The sequence below is a fragment of the Chelatococcus sp. CO-6 genome (genome assembly GCF_001271345.1).
GTDB classification, from domain to species: Bacteria; Pseudomonadota; Alphaproteobacteria; order Rhizobiales; family Beijerinckiaceae; genus Chelatococcus_A; species Chelatococcus_A caeni.
Map to the genome: position 1 here is coordinate 305,336 of NZ_CP012398.1, position 14,725 is coordinate 320,060.

The 14,725-nt window shown below is 68.3% G+C and carries 15 protein-coding genes and 1 other RNA gene; 4 read left to right on the plus strand and 12 right to left on the minus strand.

Going from position 1 to position 14,725, the window contains the following annotated elements:
• Positions 1 to 5 precede the first annotated feature (5 nt).
• Positions 6 to 551 (plus strand): DUF924 family protein, encoded by a 546-nt coding sequence (locus AL346_RS01625; RefSeq protein WP_019404414.1) that lies wholly within the window; start codon positions 6 to 8, stop codon positions 549 to 551.
• 3 nt (positions 552 to 554) lie between these two features.
• Here AL346_RS01625 and AL346_RS01630 read toward each other — a convergent pair whose 3' ends face one another.
• The 5 genes from AL346_RS01630 to miaA all read right to left on the minus strand — a co-directional run bounded on the left by AL346_RS01630 (position 555) and on the right by miaA (position 6,145).
• Complete coding sequence (locus AL346_RS01630) at positions 555 to 1,799, minus strand: glycoside hydrolase family 5 protein (protein WP_053193175.1); 1,245 nt, start codon at positions 1,797 to 1,799, stop codon at positions 555 to 557.
• Between the two features lie 18 nt (positions 1,800 to 1,817).
• Positions 1,818 to 2,351 (minus strand): acetolactate synthase small subunit, encoded by a 534-nt coding sequence (gene ilvN, locus AL346_RS01635; RefSeq protein WP_019404412.1) that lies wholly within the window; start codon positions 2,349 to 2,351, stop codon positions 1,818 to 1,820.
• A gap of 44 nt (positions 2,352 to 2,395) precedes the next feature.
• Positions 2,396 to 3,088: a glutathione S-transferase family protein gene (locus AL346_RS01640; protein WP_019404411.1), complete on the minus strand. Its 693-nt coding sequence runs from the start codon at positions 3,086 to 3,088 to the stop codon at positions 2,396 to 2,398.
• A 142-nt stretch (positions 3,089 to 3,230) separates the two neighbouring features.
• Complete coding sequence (locus AL346_RS01645; protein ID WP_019404410.1) at positions 3,231 to 4,991, minus strand: acetolactate synthase 3 large subunit; 1,761 nt, start codon at positions 4,989 to 4,991, stop codon at positions 3,231 to 3,233.
• 212 nt (positions 4,992 to 5,203) lie between these two features.
• On the minus strand, positions 5,204 to 6,145 hold the full coding sequence (gene miaA, locus AL346_RS01650; protein WP_050996763.1) for a tRNA (adenosine(37)-N6)-dimethylallyltransferase MiaA: 942 nt from the start codon (positions 6,143 to 6,145) through the stop codon (positions 5,204 to 5,206).
• 26 nt (positions 6,146 to 6,171) lie between these two features.
• On the opposite strand from miaA, the gene serB reads away from it, so the two are divergent.
• A complete protein-coding gene (gene serB, locus AL346_RS01655; protein ID WP_019404408.1) occupies positions 6,172 to 7,071 on the plus strand; it encodes a phosphoserine phosphatase SerB in 900 nt (299 codons plus the stop codon).
• A gap of 61 nt (positions 7,072 to 7,132) precedes the next feature.
• Here serB and AL346_RS01660 read toward each other — a convergent pair whose 3' ends face one another.
• The 7 genes from AL346_RS01660 to AL346_RS01690 all read right to left on the minus strand — a co-directional run bounded on the left by AL346_RS01660 (position 7,133) and on the right by AL346_RS01690 (position 13,168).
• A complete protein-coding gene (locus tag AL346_RS01660; RefSeq protein WP_019404407.1) occupies positions 7,133 to 8,617 on the minus strand; it encodes a DegQ family serine endoprotease in 1,485 nt (494 codons plus the stop codon).
• A 229-nt stretch (positions 8,618 to 8,846) separates the two neighbouring features.
• Positions 8,847 to 9,041: a DUF2065 domain-containing protein gene (locus AL346_RS01665; RefSeq protein WP_019404406.1), complete on the minus strand. Its 195-nt coding sequence runs from the start codon at positions 9,039 to 9,041 to the stop codon at positions 8,847 to 8,849.
• Positions 9,042 to 9,068: 27 nt separating this feature from the next.
• Positions 9,069 to 10,031, minus strand: a complete 963-nt coding sequence (gene hflC / locus AL346_RS01670) for a protease modulator HflC (RefSeq protein ID WP_019404405.1) — start codon at positions 10,029 to 10,031, stop codon at positions 9,069 to 9,071.
• A complete protein-coding gene (hflK, locus tag AL346_RS01675) occupies positions 10,028 to 11,164 on the minus strand; it encodes an FtsH protease activity modulator HflK (protein WP_026015521.1) in 1,137 nt (378 codons plus the stop codon). The genes hflC and hflK overlap by 4 nt, the downstream gene beginning before the upstream one ends.
• Positions 11,165 to 11,288: 124 nt before the next feature.
• On the minus strand, positions 11,289 to 11,852 hold the full coding sequence (locus AL346_RS01680; RefSeq protein WP_019404403.1) for a dihydrofolate reductase: 564 nt from the start codon (positions 11,850 to 11,852) through the stop codon (positions 11,289 to 11,291).
• The gene (locus tag AL346_RS01685; RefSeq protein ID WP_019404402.1) at positions 11,849 to 12,334 is read right to left on the minus strand and encodes a GNAT family N-acetyltransferase; all 486 of its coding nucleotides are present in this window, start codon (positions 12,332 to 12,334) and stop codon (positions 11,849 to 11,851) included. The genes AL346_RS01680 and AL346_RS01685 overlap by 4 nt, the downstream gene beginning before the upstream one ends.
• A 39-nt stretch (positions 12,335 to 12,373) precedes the next feature.
• The gene (locus tag AL346_RS01690; protein ID WP_019404401.1) at positions 12,374 to 13,168 is read right to left on the minus strand and encodes a thymidylate synthase; all 795 of its coding nucleotides are present in this window, start codon (positions 13,166 to 13,168) and stop codon (positions 12,374 to 12,376) included.
• A gap of 481 nt (positions 13,169 to 13,649) precedes the next feature.
• Here AL346_RS01690 and ssrA point away from each other — a divergent pair.
• Positions 13,650 to 14,005, plus strand: a transfer-messenger RNA (tmRNA) gene (gene ssrA / locus AL346_RS24455).
• Between the two features lie 42 nt (positions 14,006 to 14,047).
• On the plus strand, positions 14,048 to 14,650 hold the full coding sequence (locus AL346_RS01695) for an SspB family protein (RefSeq protein ID WP_019404400.1): 603 nt from the start codon (positions 14,048 to 14,050) through the stop codon (positions 14,648 to 14,650).
• Positions 14,651 to 14,725 lie beyond the last annotated feature (75 nt).

Here is a 14,725-nt window from a genome sequence, read left to right on the forward strand (position 1 = left end):
GCACCATGGTTGCAGCGAATGCCGATGAGGTCATCGCCTTCTGGCGCGAGGCCGGCTACGAGCGCTGGTTCACGCGCGACGAGGCCTTCGACGAGGAAATCCGCACGCGCTTTCTCGCCACCCACGAGGCAGCGGCCGCCGGTGCGCTGAACCGGTGGGAGGAGACGCCGGAAGGCGTCCTCGCCCTGCTCATCCTGCTCGACCAGTTTCCCCGCAACCTCTTCCGCGGCACGCCGCGCGCCTTCGCCACGGACGCGCTGGCCCGCACCATCGCCGACCGGGCGCTGACCAAGGGTTTCGACCAGAAGGTGCCGCCGGAGCTGAAGGGCTTCTTCTACCTGCCGTTCATGCATTCTGAGAACCTCGTCGACCAGGAGCGCTGCGTCGCGCTTTACGAGGCGGCGGGCGACGAGAAGGGCCTGCCCTATGCCGTCGAGCACCGCGACATCATCGCCCGCTTCGGCCGCTTTCCGCATCGCAACCCCATCCTCGGACGCGCCACGACGGAGGAGGAGGCCGCCTTCCTCGCCGACGGCGGCTTCTCGGGATGACACTCACGAACGCCCCGCGAGCGCCCTGCGCAGGATGGCCATGAACGGCTCGTCACGCTCCGCCCCGCGCGGCCGCTCCCCACGCCGCAGCGCAGCGCGGACGGCGGCCTTCGGCCTCCCGGTCCCGAGCTCGTAGTCGTAGCCGTCCCAGGCATCCTCCCGGAAGGAATAGAAGGCCCAGTGCAGGCCAGCCTCCTCGACGAGCGAGACGACGTCGGCGAGATAGGCGCTGCAGCCCCTGTTCCAGCGCACGCAGCCGAATTCGCCCACCATCAGGCGTGAGCGCGGGATCCTTCTCGCCTCGGCCCATTCCAGGAACGGCGACAGGTGCCGCGCAACGCGCGCCCTGTCCCAGTACTCCGCCCTGCCATGGGCCCGCACGACGCCGGGGTAGGTGAAGCGCCCCCGGTTCTCGTGACTGGTGAAATCATAGGGCGCGTAGAGATGCACCGAATAGATGACGTTGTCGTCCGCGATCGGCGCAAGGCAGCGCACCGCCGCCGGCTGGCCGTAGAAGCCGGTGTCGAGGACGATCGGCACCGTGGCGTCGACGGCGCGGATGGCCGCGACCATGTGGCGATAGAAGGCATCGAGGTCCCGCGCCGTGTCCCTCGCCGCCGCGCACCAGCGGTCGCGTGCGGCAAGGTCGTCCTCGGGCAGACGATGGCCCCTCTCCGGCACCGGCTCGTTGACGACGTTGTAGGCCGCGATGGCGGGGTGGCCCTTGAAGGCTGTCGCGATGTCGCGCCAGTAGGCGGCCGCCTCATCCCAATAGGCCTTGTCGCGCCAGAGCCGGCCGTCGTGGCGACGGCCGTTGAGCTGCACCCAGCGGGCGCCGGGCAGGCCGAGCGGCGTCAGCACCACCTTGACGCCGGCGGTGGCAGCGTCGTCGAGCACCCGCTTGAGCCGCGCCAGATCGGCCGGCACGAGCCCCGCGTAGGCATCGAGACTGCCGGCGAGGAAATCGCGCCGCTCGCCCCGCCACTTGTCGAAGGTCAGGCGCACGAAATCGACGCCGAAGTCCCTCGCGGCGTCGAGCCGGGCGCGCGTCTCGACCTTGTTGAAGAAATTGGCGCCGCGCCGCTGCTCGCCCCAGAAGCCGCCCGCCTCGCCGGCCGCGGCCGGCAGGGCGACAAGTCCGGTGACAAGCCCGGCCAGGAACGCGGCCAGGAGCCCGGCCGCCAGTGCCAGGCGCGCCCGTCCCCGACGGCTGAATGAACCCCGGCCCGCTCGCCGCGCCTGTCTCACATGGCTCTCACATGGCTCTCACATGGACTCGGCGCCGCGGCCGATGGCCGCGATGCCGGTGCGGGCCACTTCCGTCAGCCCGCAGGCCGTCATCAGGCTGATGAAACGCTCCGTCTCGTCGCTGGTCCCCGTCAGCTCGAAGATGAAGGACGAGAGCGTCGCATCGACCGTGCGGGCGCCGAAGGCCTGGGCGAGCCGCATCGCCTCCACGCGAGCCTCGCCCTTGCCCACCACCTTGACGAGCACCAACTCGCGCTCGATGGCATCGCCGTTGACCGTCAGGTCGTCCACCCGGTGCACCGGCACGAGGCGCGAGAGTTGGGCCTTGATCTGCTCGATGACATGCGCCGTGCCCGTCGTCACGATGGTGATGCGCGACAGATGCTTCTCGTGCTCGGTCTCGGAAACCGTGAGGCTCTCGATATTGTAGCCCCGGCCGGAGAACAGGCCGGCGATGCGCGCCAGCACGCCCGGCTCGTTGTCGACGATCACCGCGAGCGTATGGCGCGCGATGGGCTCGGCGGCGGGAGCATCTGAATAGTGGGACTTCATCGGCGGACCTGCGAAGGGGGGCTGAACATGCTGCATGATTGTCCTCACGCACTCTTGCGATAATTCGCGATGGGCTCTGCGTCCACCTCGTCTTCGGCGACGATCCAGGGCTCGGCCAGCGCATCCTCGCGCCACGCGCGGAAGGCCGGCAGGTCGAGGACCGCGTCCATATAGGCGCGTGTCGCCGCATCGACGGGGAAGGAATAGGTCTCGAGACGGGTGACGACCGGCGCGTACATCGCGTCAGCCGCCGTGAAGGCGCCGAAGAGGAACGGGCCGCCGGCGCCGAAGCGCTCCCGCGCCTCGCGCCAGGCGAAGGCGGCGCGCGCCACGTCGCGCGCGACCTGCGGGCCGAGATCCATGGCCGCATACTTCTTGCCGAGGTTCATCGGGCAGGCCGCGCGCAGGGCCGAGAAACCGGCATGCATCTCGGCCGCCATCGCGCGCGCCATGGCCCGCGCCGCCCGCTCGCGCGGCCAGATCGGGAGGTCGGGGTGCGTGTCGGCGAGATAGTCGATGATGGCGAGCGATTCCCAGACGGCGATGTCGCCGTCGACGAGGGCCGGCACCTTGCCGGCCGGCGTAAAGCGGGCAACCTCGGCCTTCCACGCCGGATCGTCGAAGGTCGGGCCGAAGGGCACCTTCACCTCCTCGAAGGGGATGCCGAAGTGGCGCATGAGGAGCCACGGGCGCAGCGACCAGGAGGAATAGCACTTGTTGGCGATGACGAGCTTCATGGGCCTTCGTCCGATTTCGACTGTGGGGCGCCGAGACTGCCGCGGCAGCCGGCGCCCGTCCAATCAAGGCATGTGAGGGAAACGATCACGGTTGACGCGCACACAGCGCACCCTCCCCCCGGGGGGGGTGCGGTGCCTCACCTCACACCAGCATCTTGCCCTTGGCGTCGATGACCGAGCCGATGTCCTCGGCCGCGTCGCCCAGGATCATCTCGTTGTGCGCCTTGCCCGAGGGGATCATGGGGAAGCAGTTCTCGCTCTTGTCGACCACGCAGTCGAAGATGACGGGACGGGGCGTGTCGATCATCTCGCGGATGGCATCGTCGAGCTCGTCCGGCTTGTCGCAGCGGATGCCGACGCCGCCATAGGCCTCGGCCAGCTTCACGAAATCCGGCAGCGAGTGCGAGTAGCTCTCCGAATAGCGCCCGCCGTGCAGCAGCTCCTGCCACTGGCGCACCATCCCCATGTACTGGTTGTTGAGGATGAAGACCTTGACCGGCAGGCGGTACTGCAGCGCCGTCGACATCTCCTGCATGTTCATGAGGATGGAGGCTTCGCCCGCGATGTCGACGACGAGCGCGTTCGGATGCGCGAGCTGCGCCCCGATGGCCGCCGGCAGGCCGTAGCCCATGGTGCCGAGCCCGCCGGAGGTCATCCACCGGTTCGGCTCCTCGAACTTGAAGAACTGGGCGGCCCACATCTGGTGCTGGCCGACCTCGGTGGTGACGTAGACCTCCCGGTCCTTGCTCAGTTCGTACAGCCGCTCGATGGCGTACTGCGGCTTGATGACGTCGCTCGACTTGCGATAGGCGAGGCAGTTGCGGCTCCGCCAGCCGGTGATGTCGTCCCACCAGCCCTTGAGCGCGGCCTTGTCCACCTGCGGCGCCGTGGAGCGCCACAGGCGCACCATGTCCTCGAGCACGTGGGCGCAGTCGCCGACGATGCCGATATCGACCTTGACGTTCTTGTTGATCGACGAGGGGTCGATGTCGACGTGGATCTTGCGCGAATGCGGCGAGAAGGCATCGAGCCGCCCCGTGATGCGGTCGTCGAAGCGCGCGCCGATGTTGATCATCACGTCGCAGCCGTGCATCGCGAGGTTGGCCTCGTAGGTGCCGTGCATCCCGAGCATGCCCAGGAACTGCGGGTCGGAGGCCGGATAGGCGCCGAGACCCATCAGCGTCGAGGTGACGGGAAAGCCCGTGAGGCGCACGAGTTCGCGCAGCAGCGCCGCGGCCTGCGGCCCGGCGTTGACGACGCCGCCGCCGGTGTAGAACACCGGCCGCTTGGCCGAAGCCATCAGGGCGATCGCGGCCTTGATCTTCTCCATGTCGCCCTGCACCTGCGGGCGATAGGTCTTGTGCTGGTTGCTCGCCGGGCGCGCATAGGTGCCGCTGGCGAACTGGATGTCCTTCGGCAGGTCGATGACGACCGGGCCGGGCCGGCCGTTCGCCGCGACATAGAAGGCCTCGTGCATGATGCGCGGCAGGTCCTCGATGCGCTTGACGAGATAGTTGTGCTTCGTGCAGTGCCGCGTGATGCCGACGGTGTCCGCCTCCTGGAAGGCGTCCGAGCCGATGAGATGCGTCGGCACCTGCCCGGTGAGGCAGACGAGCGGGATCGAATCCATCAGCGCGTCGGTGAGGCCGGTGACCGCATTGGTCGCGCCCGGGCCCGACGTCACCAGCACGACGCCGACCTTGCCGGAGGAGCGCGCATAGCCCTCGGCCGCATGCACGGCGCCCTGCTCGTGCCGCACGAGCACGTGCTTGACCTTGTCCTGGTGGAACAGTGCGTCATAGATCGGCAGCACGGCACCGCCGGGATAGCCGAAGATATGTTCGACCCCCTGGTCCTGCAGCGCGCGAACCACCATTTCGGCGCCGGTCATCGTCTCGCTCATCGTCTTCTCCGTTCCCTCGTCGGCGTGGCCGGACGGGACCGGACCGGGGCAACAAAAAAGGGCCCCGAAGGACCCTGCATGCGCCACCAGCCGGACCTGCGGATCATCTCCGCTCCGTCGATGGCGCCCCCGTTACAATAAGAATTGCGCGCATAAGCCGCACGTTCCTTCCACGTCTGTGGCGGGCACGCTAGCCGAGGCCCGCCGGGCGGTCAAGCGGAAGATCGCTCCTGCACGTCGCCCGCGGCGGTCCGCAGGGCCTCGCCGATCGCCTCATGAGCGGCTTCCGGGGCGAGCCACGAGAAATCCGGCAGCTGATGGCGCACCCAGGTGAACTGCCGCTTGGCATAGTGGCGCGTGTCGGCCTGCGCCTTCTCGATCGCTTCCGCAAGGTCGATCTCCCCGCGGATATGGCGGATGAGCCAGGGCACGCCATGGGCCCGCATCACCGGCAGCGTGGGATCGAGCCCCCGCGCCGCGAGCGCCCTCACCTCCTCGAGCGCGCCCGCCGCCATCATCGCCGCAAAGCGGCTGTCGATGCGGGCGAAGAGCGTCGCCCGCTCCGGCGCGAGAAAGTACTTGTAGAGGCGCCAGCCGGCGAGGAGAGGCCGGCTGCGCCGGCCGTGGAAGCTCGCGATCGGCTTGCCCGTCGCCGCGAAGACCTCCATGGCGCGCAGGATGCGCAGCCGGTCGGTCGGGTTGAGCCGGGCCGCGGTGACGGGATCGCGCGCGGCGAGATCGGCATAGAGCAGCGGCGTCCCCCGGCCCTCGGCGGCCGCGCGCACGGCCGCCCGCACCTCTTCCGGCACCGGCGGAATCTCCGACAGCCCCTCGCACAGCGCCTTGAAATAGAGGCCCGTGCCGCCGACGAAGATGGGCAGCCTCCCCTTCGCCTGCGCCTCGGCGAGCACCGTGGCGGCATCGGCGAGATAGCGCCCGACGGAATAGTTCACCGCGCCGTCCACATGCCCGTAGAGCCGGTGCGGCACCGTCGCCTCCTCGGCCTCGCTCGGCCGCGCGGTGATGGTGCGGAGGTCGCGGTAGACCTGCATGGAATCGGCATTGACGACGATGCCGTCATGCTCCTGCGCGAGCGCAATCGCCAATGCGGACTTGCCGGAAGCCGTCGGCCCTGCGATGAGGACGGCTCGCATCCTTTCCGTCACGATCTTCTCCGGCAATGACTGAGACCTTGACCCACGTCGCTACTCTCATAACCAATCCGGCCGCGCCCGTCCTCAGCCAAGATCTGGTCGAGGCGGCGGCCAGAAGCCTCGAGGCGGTCCCGGTGCCGGCCTGGCTGGACGAAGGCGTGGCGGCCGACATCCGCTTCTCGCCCCGCGACGGCGTGTCTGCCCACGAAAGACTGCGCGAGGCGCTGGGCGATGCGCCCGTCGACATCGTCGTGCAGCCGCTCGCCGGCCGGCGCAAGCGCCTGTTCCTCGCCGACATGGATTCGACCATGATCGGGCAGGAATGCATCGACGAGCTCGCCGATCTGGTCGGGCTGAAGGCCGAGGTGTCGGCCATCACCGAGCGCGCCATGCGCGGCGAGCTGCCGTTCGAGCCGGCGTTGCGCGAGCGCGTCGCCCTCCTCGGCGGCCTGCCGGTCTCGGTGGTCGACCGCATCATCGCCGAGCGCATCACCTTGACGCCGGGCGGCACCGAACTCGTGCGCACCATGCGCGCGCAGGGGGCCTATACCTGCCTGGTATCCGGCGGCTTCACCCTGTTCACCGGCCCCATCGCGGCCCGCATCGGCTTCCACGAGCACCGCTCCAATCTCCTCATCGAGGAGAACGGCACCCTCGCCGGGCGGGTGGAGGAGCCCATTCTCGGGCGCGAGGCCAAGCTGGCGACGCTGCGCGAGCTGCGGACCCGTCTCAACCTCGCCGACAGCGACACGCTGGCCGTCGGCGACGGCGCCAATGACCTCGCCATGCTCGCCGAAGCGGGCCTCGGCGTCGCCTATCACGCCAAGCCGGCGGTCGCGGCCGCCGCCCATGCCCGCATCGACCATGGCGACCTGAGCGCCCTGCTCTATCTCCAGGGCTATCGCCGCGACGACTTCGTCGCCTGAGCGCGCCCCAAACAGAAAGGGCGGCCCGAGGGCCGCCCTTTTTCGTTGCGTGCGACAGGGCTCACTGCAGGCTGAGCGCCACGAAACGCACTTCGCCCTGGGCGGAAGAGACGAGCAGAAGCACGGACTTCTTTCCCTCCTTCTTCACGGCGTCGATGCGCTTGGTCACGTCCTGCGGGTTCGCCACCTGCTCCTGGTTGACCTCGACGATGACGTCGCCGGCCTGGATGCGCTTGTCGGCTGCGGCCGAGTTGGGGTCGACGCTGGTGACGACGACGCCCTTGATGTCTTCCTTGATGTTGTAGCGCTGGCGCAGCATGCCGTTGAGGGCCGACATCTCGAGGCCGAGCGCCTGGCTGACCGCCGGCTTGTCGCTCTGGCCGCTCTGGCCGGGCGTGGTCTCGTCCGTCGCCTCCTCGAGGCGGCCGAGGGCGATGCGCTTCGTCTCTTCCTTGCCCTTGCGGATGATGATGACCTCGACCTCCTTGCCGACCGGCGTCTGCGCCACCATCAGCGGCAGGTCGCGCGATTGGGCCACCGGCTTGCCGTCGAAGGAGACGATGACGTCGCCGACCTCGATGCCGCCGGCCTTGGAGGGGCCCTTGTCGTCGACGCCGGCGACGAGCGCGCCGCGCGCCTTGTCGAGGCCGAGCGCTTCGGCGGTCGCGTCGTCGACGTTCTGGATGCGCACGCCGAGCCAGCCGCGGCGCGTCTCGCCGAAGTCGATGAGCTGGCGGATCGTCGGCTCGGCGAGCGAGGACGGCACGGCGAAGCCGATGCCGACCGAGCCGCCGGTGGGCGACAGGATGGCGGTGTTGATGCCGATGACCTCGCCGTTCATGTTGAACAGCGGGCCGCCCGAATTGCCCTTGTTGATGGCGGCGTCGGTCTGGATGTAGTTGCCGAAGGCCGAGGAATCGATGTCGCGCTTGTTGGCCGAGACGATGCCGGCCGACACCGAGCCGCCGAGGCCGAAGGGATTGCCGATGGCGAGCACCCAGTCGCCGATGCGCAGCGCCTCGGAATCGCCGAAGCGCACGGCCTTGAGCGGCCGGTCCGGCTTCACCCTGAGCACGGCGAGGTCGAGCTTCGAATCCTTGCCGACGATCTCGGCCTTGAGCTTGCTGCCGTCGGTGAAGACGACCGTGATGTCGTTGGCTTCGCCGATGACGTGGTTGTTGGTGACGATGATGCCCTCGGCATCGATGACGAAGCCCGAGCCGAGCGAATTGGAGCGGCGCTGCTGGCGTGGCGCGTTGTCGCCCTGACCGCGGCGGTTGAAGAATTCCTCGAACAGGTCTTCGAACGGAGTGCCGGGCGGCAGCTGCGGAAAGGACGGGCTGCGCGCCTCCACGGTGGTCGAGGCCGAGATGTTCACCACGGCATCGATGACATCCTGGGCGACATCGGCCAGCGATTCCGGCCCGCGCGCCAAGGCAGCGGCCGGAAGCTGGACGGCCATGACGGCCGCCACCGCAAAGGCCGAGAACGCGCGCCGCAGCCCCGTGCCGCCGAGAGCGCGTGGAATGGGCGGAAGAAATGTCATTGTAATCCTCGTTCCCTGGGGCGCAGGCTCGCGCCACCGTGTCGCTGGTTGCCCCGGCAGCGGCCCGCACCGCCGAACCTTCCGGTCTTCCGAGGTTTCATTCTTCAAATACGGCGGAACGGCGGCTTGCACACGCAACTGTGCGTGATCGTGCCCGCTGCCGCAAGGCGCCCGGCGCAGAGCGGGGTGCCGGAACGGACGGTCCCGGCCGGCGTCGGACAGCCCCGCCTCAGGCGCCGCCCCACCGCACGTACCAGATGATGATGACGCCGAGCACCGCCGAGACGACGCCGACGATGCGCATGCGCTCGATGGGCGCCTCGGAGGCCTCCGCCAGCGCCCTCTTGGCCGCGCTCGGAAAGGCCGCGAAGATGAGCCCTTCAATGGCCAGGACGAGGCCGAGCGCCGCGAGAAAATCCATCATACGCCAGCGCCCCCCTCGCTCGCGCCGTCAGGGCGTCGCCAGGCCCGACTGCGGCCCCGGAGCGGGCTGCTGCTGCGGCGCCGACGGCCGGCCGCCCCCGGCCGGAGCCGAGTTGGAGTTGCGACCGAAGGCGTTGCCGAAGTACCGGAAGAAGTCCGTTTCCGGCGCCAGCACGAGCCGCGTGTCCGAAGCCTGCAGGCTCGTCTCGTAAGCCTGCATGGAGCGATAGAACGCGAAGAAGTCGGGGTCGCGCCCGTAGGCGTCGGCGAAGACGCGGTTGCTCTCGGCGTCGCCCTCACCGCGCAGTTCCTGTGCCCTGCGGTCGGCATCGGCCTTGATCACCGTCACATCGCGGTCGGCACGCGCCCGGATGCTCTGGGCGATCTGCGAGCCGTTGGCGCGGATATCCGCCGCCTCGCGCTGGCGCTCCGTCTGCATGCGCTGGTAGACCGCCTGGCTGTTGGCCTGCGGCAGGTCGACCCGGCGCAGCCGCACGTCGACGACGGTGATGCCGAAGCCCTGCGCCTGCGTGTTCACGTCGTCGCGGATCGAGCGCATCAGCCTGGCGCGCTGCTCGCGCACGATGTCGGTGAAGGTCGCATCCGCCAGCACGGCGCGGGCCGTCGAGTTGACGATGTTGCCCAGCCTCAGGTTGGCGCCGGCGACATTGTTCACCGTCTGGTAGAAGCGCACGGGATCGGTAATGCGGTAGCGCGTGAAGGCGTCGACGACGAGACGCTTCTGGTCGGCGGCGATGACCTCCTGCTCCGACAGGTCGAGGTCGAGCACGCGCTTGTCGACGTAGACGACGTTCTCGACCATCGGCACCTTGAAGTAGAGGCCCGGCTCCATGACGACCTTGCGCACGCCGCCGAAGCGCAGCACCAGCGCCGACTGCGTCTGATAGACGATAAAGGTCGAGGCGTAGGCGAGAATGAGGGCCGCGGCGACGAGGATGAGGCCGCCCATCTTCCAGACGTTGCCGTTCATCGGGCCGCTCCCTGCTGTGCGTTGCCGCGCGGCTGCTGCTGCGGCCTGGTGAGTTCGTTCAGCGGCAGGTACGGCAACACGCCCTGGCCCCCTTCCTTCTGGTCGATGATCACCTTCTCCATGCCGCCGAGCACGCGCTCCATGGTCTCGAGGAAGATGCGCTCGCGCGTCAGCTCGGGCGCGGCGCGATAGGTCTCGTAGACCTGGGTGAAGCGGGACGCCGCACCCTGCGCCTCGGCGACCACGCGCTCGCGATAGGCCTCGGCGGACTGCAGGATCTGCGCCGCCTGGCCGCGGGCCTCGGGCACGATGCGGCTCGCGTAGGTCTCGGCCTCGTTGCGCATGCGGTCCTGGTCCTGCCGGGCCGCCTGCACGTCGCGGAAGGCGTCGATGACCTGCTGCGGCGGATCGACCTTCTGCAGCTGCACGAGCCGGATCTGCACGCCGGCGCCGTAGCTGTCGAGGGTCTCCTGCATGAGCTGCCGCACCTCGCCCTCGATGGCGACACGGTCCGTCGTCAGCACGGTCTGGATGTTGCGCCGGCCCACGACCTCGCGCATGGCGCTCTCGGCCACGGCCTTGATGGCGGCATCAGGGTTCTGCAGGTTGAAGACGTAGTCCTCGGGCCTCGCCGGGTCGATCTGCCACTGCACGGCGAAGTTGATGTCGACGATGTTCTCGTCGCCGGTCAGCATCAGGCTTTCTTCCGGCACTTCGCGGCCGGCCACGACGCGGCGCGTCGTGTCGCCCGTGCGCATGCCGACCTCGATGGTGTTGACCGTCGTGACCTCGGGCTTCACCACCGTGCCGATCGGATACGGCAGGTTGTAGCGCAGGCCCTCGTTGGTCTTGCCGACGTACTTGCCGAAGATGAGGTTGAGGCCGACCTCGTTGGGCCGGACGGTGTAGAAGCCCGTCGCGAGCCAGAGGAGGACGGCGCCGAGCACGATGAAGGCGACGCCCCGGCCGCCCATGCCGCCGCCGGGCAGCATGGTCTTCAGGCGGTCCTGGCTGCGCCGGAGCAATTCCTCGAGGTCCGGAGGCGTGTTGCCTCCCCCGCCCTGCGGTCCTGTACCCCACGGACCGCCGGGCTTCTGGCCCCACGGTCCGCCGCTCTGGTTGCTCCAAGGCATGCTGAGACGTTCCTCACCTGTTTCGGAGCGGCCGCAGCCGCAGCGTTGCAACGATCCGCCAGCGTTGATGGGTTGTCCATCCCCGACCTGTCAAGGGCGGAAGTGGGGAATGAATCGCTGAACGTCAACGGTTTTCGACGGTTGGAGCCCCTTGCGACCGTTCACGTTTGCGCTTGTAGTTGATGAAGGTGAACGCGTGCTCGTCCTCGGCGCCGGCCGGGTGCGCCTCGCGGCCCGTCTCCGCGAAGAATTCGGGGTCGATCACCGGGAACACGGCATCGCCGGCGGGAGCGGCATGGACGCGGGTGAGCAGGATCTCGTCCGCGAGCGGCAGGCACTCGGCATAGACCTGCGCACCCCCGGCGACCATCAGCCGCCCGACGCCGAGGCGGCGCGCCGCCTCCCGCCCGAGCGCCAGTGCCTCGTCGAGGCTCGTCGCCCGCACGATGCCCGGCGGCAGCTCGCCGCCCCCGCGCGTCAGCACGATCGTCTCGCGGCCGGCGAGCGGCTTGCCGATCGATTCGAAGGTCTTGCGCCCCATCAGCACCGGATGGCCCATCGTCAGGCTGCGGAAGCGCCGCATGTCCGTGCGCAGCCGCCAGAGCAGCCGGTTGTCCCGGCCGATGACGTCGTTGTCCGCCGCCGCAACGATGATGGCGAGCGAAACGGGCGAACCCTCCCCGCTCACGGCGCCGCCTCCGCCAGTTTCGTCAGCGCGTCGCCCGTGACGCGGCAGACGGTCCATTCGTCCATCATGCGCGCGCCCTGGCGCTTGTAGAAGCCGATCGCGGGCTCGTTCCAGTCGAGCACCCACCACTCGAGCCGCCCGAGCCCCTCCTCGACGCAGCGCCGGGCGAGATGGGCGAGGAGCGCCTTGCCGATGCCCTCGCCACGGAAGGCCGGACGCACGAAGAGGTCCTCGAGATAGAGGCCGTGGCGGCCGAGGAAGGTGGAGAAATTGTAGAACCACAGGGCAAAGCCCGCCGGCTCGCCCCGCCATTCGGCGATATCGCAGAAGACGCGCGGATTGGCGCCGAAGAGCGCAGTTTCGAGATCGCCCTCGGTCGCTTCGACCTCGTGGGCCAGCTTCTCGTATTCGGCAAGCTCGCGCACGAGCGCGGCGACGAGGCCGAGATCGGCCGGTTGTGCAGGACGGATGACGAGCGACATCGCGGGTCTTCTTCGGTGAGCCTTCCGGGGCGGGAGCCCTCAAACGGCGACGGGCGCCTTGATGGCGGGATGGGGATCATAGTCCTCGATCACGATGTCCTCGAAGGTGAAATCGAAGATCGAGCGCACCGCAGGGTTGAGCACGAGGCGCGGCAGCGGCCGCGGTTCGCGCGAAAGCTGCTGGCGCGCCTGGTCGAGATGGTTGAGATAGAGATGCGCATCGCCGAAGGAATGGACGAAGTCGCCGGGCACGAGGCCCGTGACCTGCGCCATCATCTGCGTCAGCAGCGCATAGCTCGCGATGTTGAAGGGCACGCCGAGGAAGACATCCGCCGAGCGCTGGTAGAGCTGGCAGGACAGGCGGCCGTCGGCGACATGGAACTGGAAGAGGCAATGGCAGGGCGCCAGCGCCATCCTGTCGATCTCGGCCGGGTTCCAGGCCGACACGACAAGGCGCCGCGAATCGGGGTTGCGGCGGATTTCGTCCACCACCCAGGCGATCTGGTCCACCGTGCGCCCGTCGGCGCCTTCCCACGCGCGCCACTGCTTGCCATAGACGGGGCCGAGATCGCCGTTCTCGTCCGCCCACTCGTCCCAGATGCTGACCTTGTTCTCCTGAAGGTAGCGCACGTTGGTGTCGCCCTTCAGGAACCACAGCAGCTCGTGCACGATGGAGCGCAGATGGAGCTTCTTCGTCGTGACGAGCGGGAAGCCCTCGGCGAGGTCGAAACGCATCTGGTGGCCGAAGACGGACAAGGTGCCCGTCCCGGTCCGGTCGCTCTTGCGCACGCCCTCGTCGAGCACGCGGCGCAGCAGGTCGAGATAAGCGCGCATCGTCGCCTCACGTGATTCCGTCCCGTCGAGGCATAGCATCGGCAACGGCGCCGGTGAATGCCTCCGGCGCCGGCGAAGGCGCGTCGCAGGCCACGAAAGGACGAGCGCAGACGTTCATCCGTCTGCGCTCGGAGGCAACTGTCTTTCACAATGAAGCCGTGACGCCGCAATGCACGAATGGCCGCCACGACAGCGATCCGGCCCGACCGCAAATCGCATGATTATTATTGTTTAAGCAGTATACACACCGAGTGCCAAACGGCGCTCCAATAATGCTTCCTCCATACGCCATGTCAACAGACATAAACTTTCATAATTGGAATTTATTTATAAATAGAACGACAGCAACATATCTTCTACATGTCGCATCGCAATGGCTGCAGGCCACAGTGCTGCCGGGAGGGCGCGGCAAGCCGCCGTTCGGATGGCATGCCGCCGGCCCTCCCTTGCCTGTCGGCAACTGCGCGAGAATGGCGGTGAAGGCCTTCCATCGGGCCGAGAAGGTCCCTATATTCTGGGTGCCGTCGCAAGGCGGCTATGGCGATAAACGGCCATCGCAATAAACCCATCGGACCCGGGGGCGGTACCCGGCGCCTCCACCCAAACGCGAGCGGGCCTCGCGTTTCGGCGGGGGCGAAATAGGATCGACGAGGGTGTAAAGGGTGCGCTTTCGCTCGGCATGGTTCCGCCGTTATCGGGCCGAACTTATAGTTGCCAACGACAACTATGCTCCGGTCGCCGCGGCTGCGTAACGCAGCTTAGGTTACCGATCCAAAGTCCTGACGGTTAGCCCCGGCAGGCGGGGTTCGGAGGCACCTGGCAACAGAAGCCTCCACTTTCTTGTCAATCGCTGGCCTAGAAGGCATCGCTCCGGAACACATGGCGAAGGATCTCATCCGCTACGACCTGCTCGTCCAGGAGGCGCTCAGGGGCGTCGTGCGCAAGCTGCTGGCCGATGCCGTGCGCGACGGCCTGCCCGGCGACCACTACTTCTACATCTCCTTCCGCACCGATCATCCGGGCGTGCGGCTGTCGAGCCGCCAGCGCGAGCGCTACCCGCACGAGATGACGATCGTGCTCCAGCACCAGTTCTGGGACCTCGCCGTCACGGACCAGGCCTTCGAGGTGGGCCTGTCCTTTCAGGGCGTGCCCGAGCGGCTGATGATCCCCTTCGAGGCCGTGGTCGGCTTCTACGACCCCTCGGTCCAGTTCGGTCTGAAGTTCGGCCAGGACGGCGAGGCGGGCGAGGCCGAAGGCGGTGGACCGCCGCCGCTCGCGGGGGACGCACACGACGCCTTTCCCGAGCCGGCCGAGGCGATGCCCGCGGCGGCAAAGGCGGAGCCCCCTGCCGAGACGCCCAAGCCCAAGGACAAGGCTCCCGCCGCCACCGACATGCCGGCCGAGGAGCCCAAGCCCGAGGACAATGCGGATGGCAAGGGCGCCCAGGTGGTCAGCCTCGATGCCTTCCGCAAGAAGACCTGACGGGCCGGGCCGCTCCTGCTGCGCGGTACCTTCGGCCGCTGCGACGCGACCCGCGCCTGTTCGCCCTTTGAGATG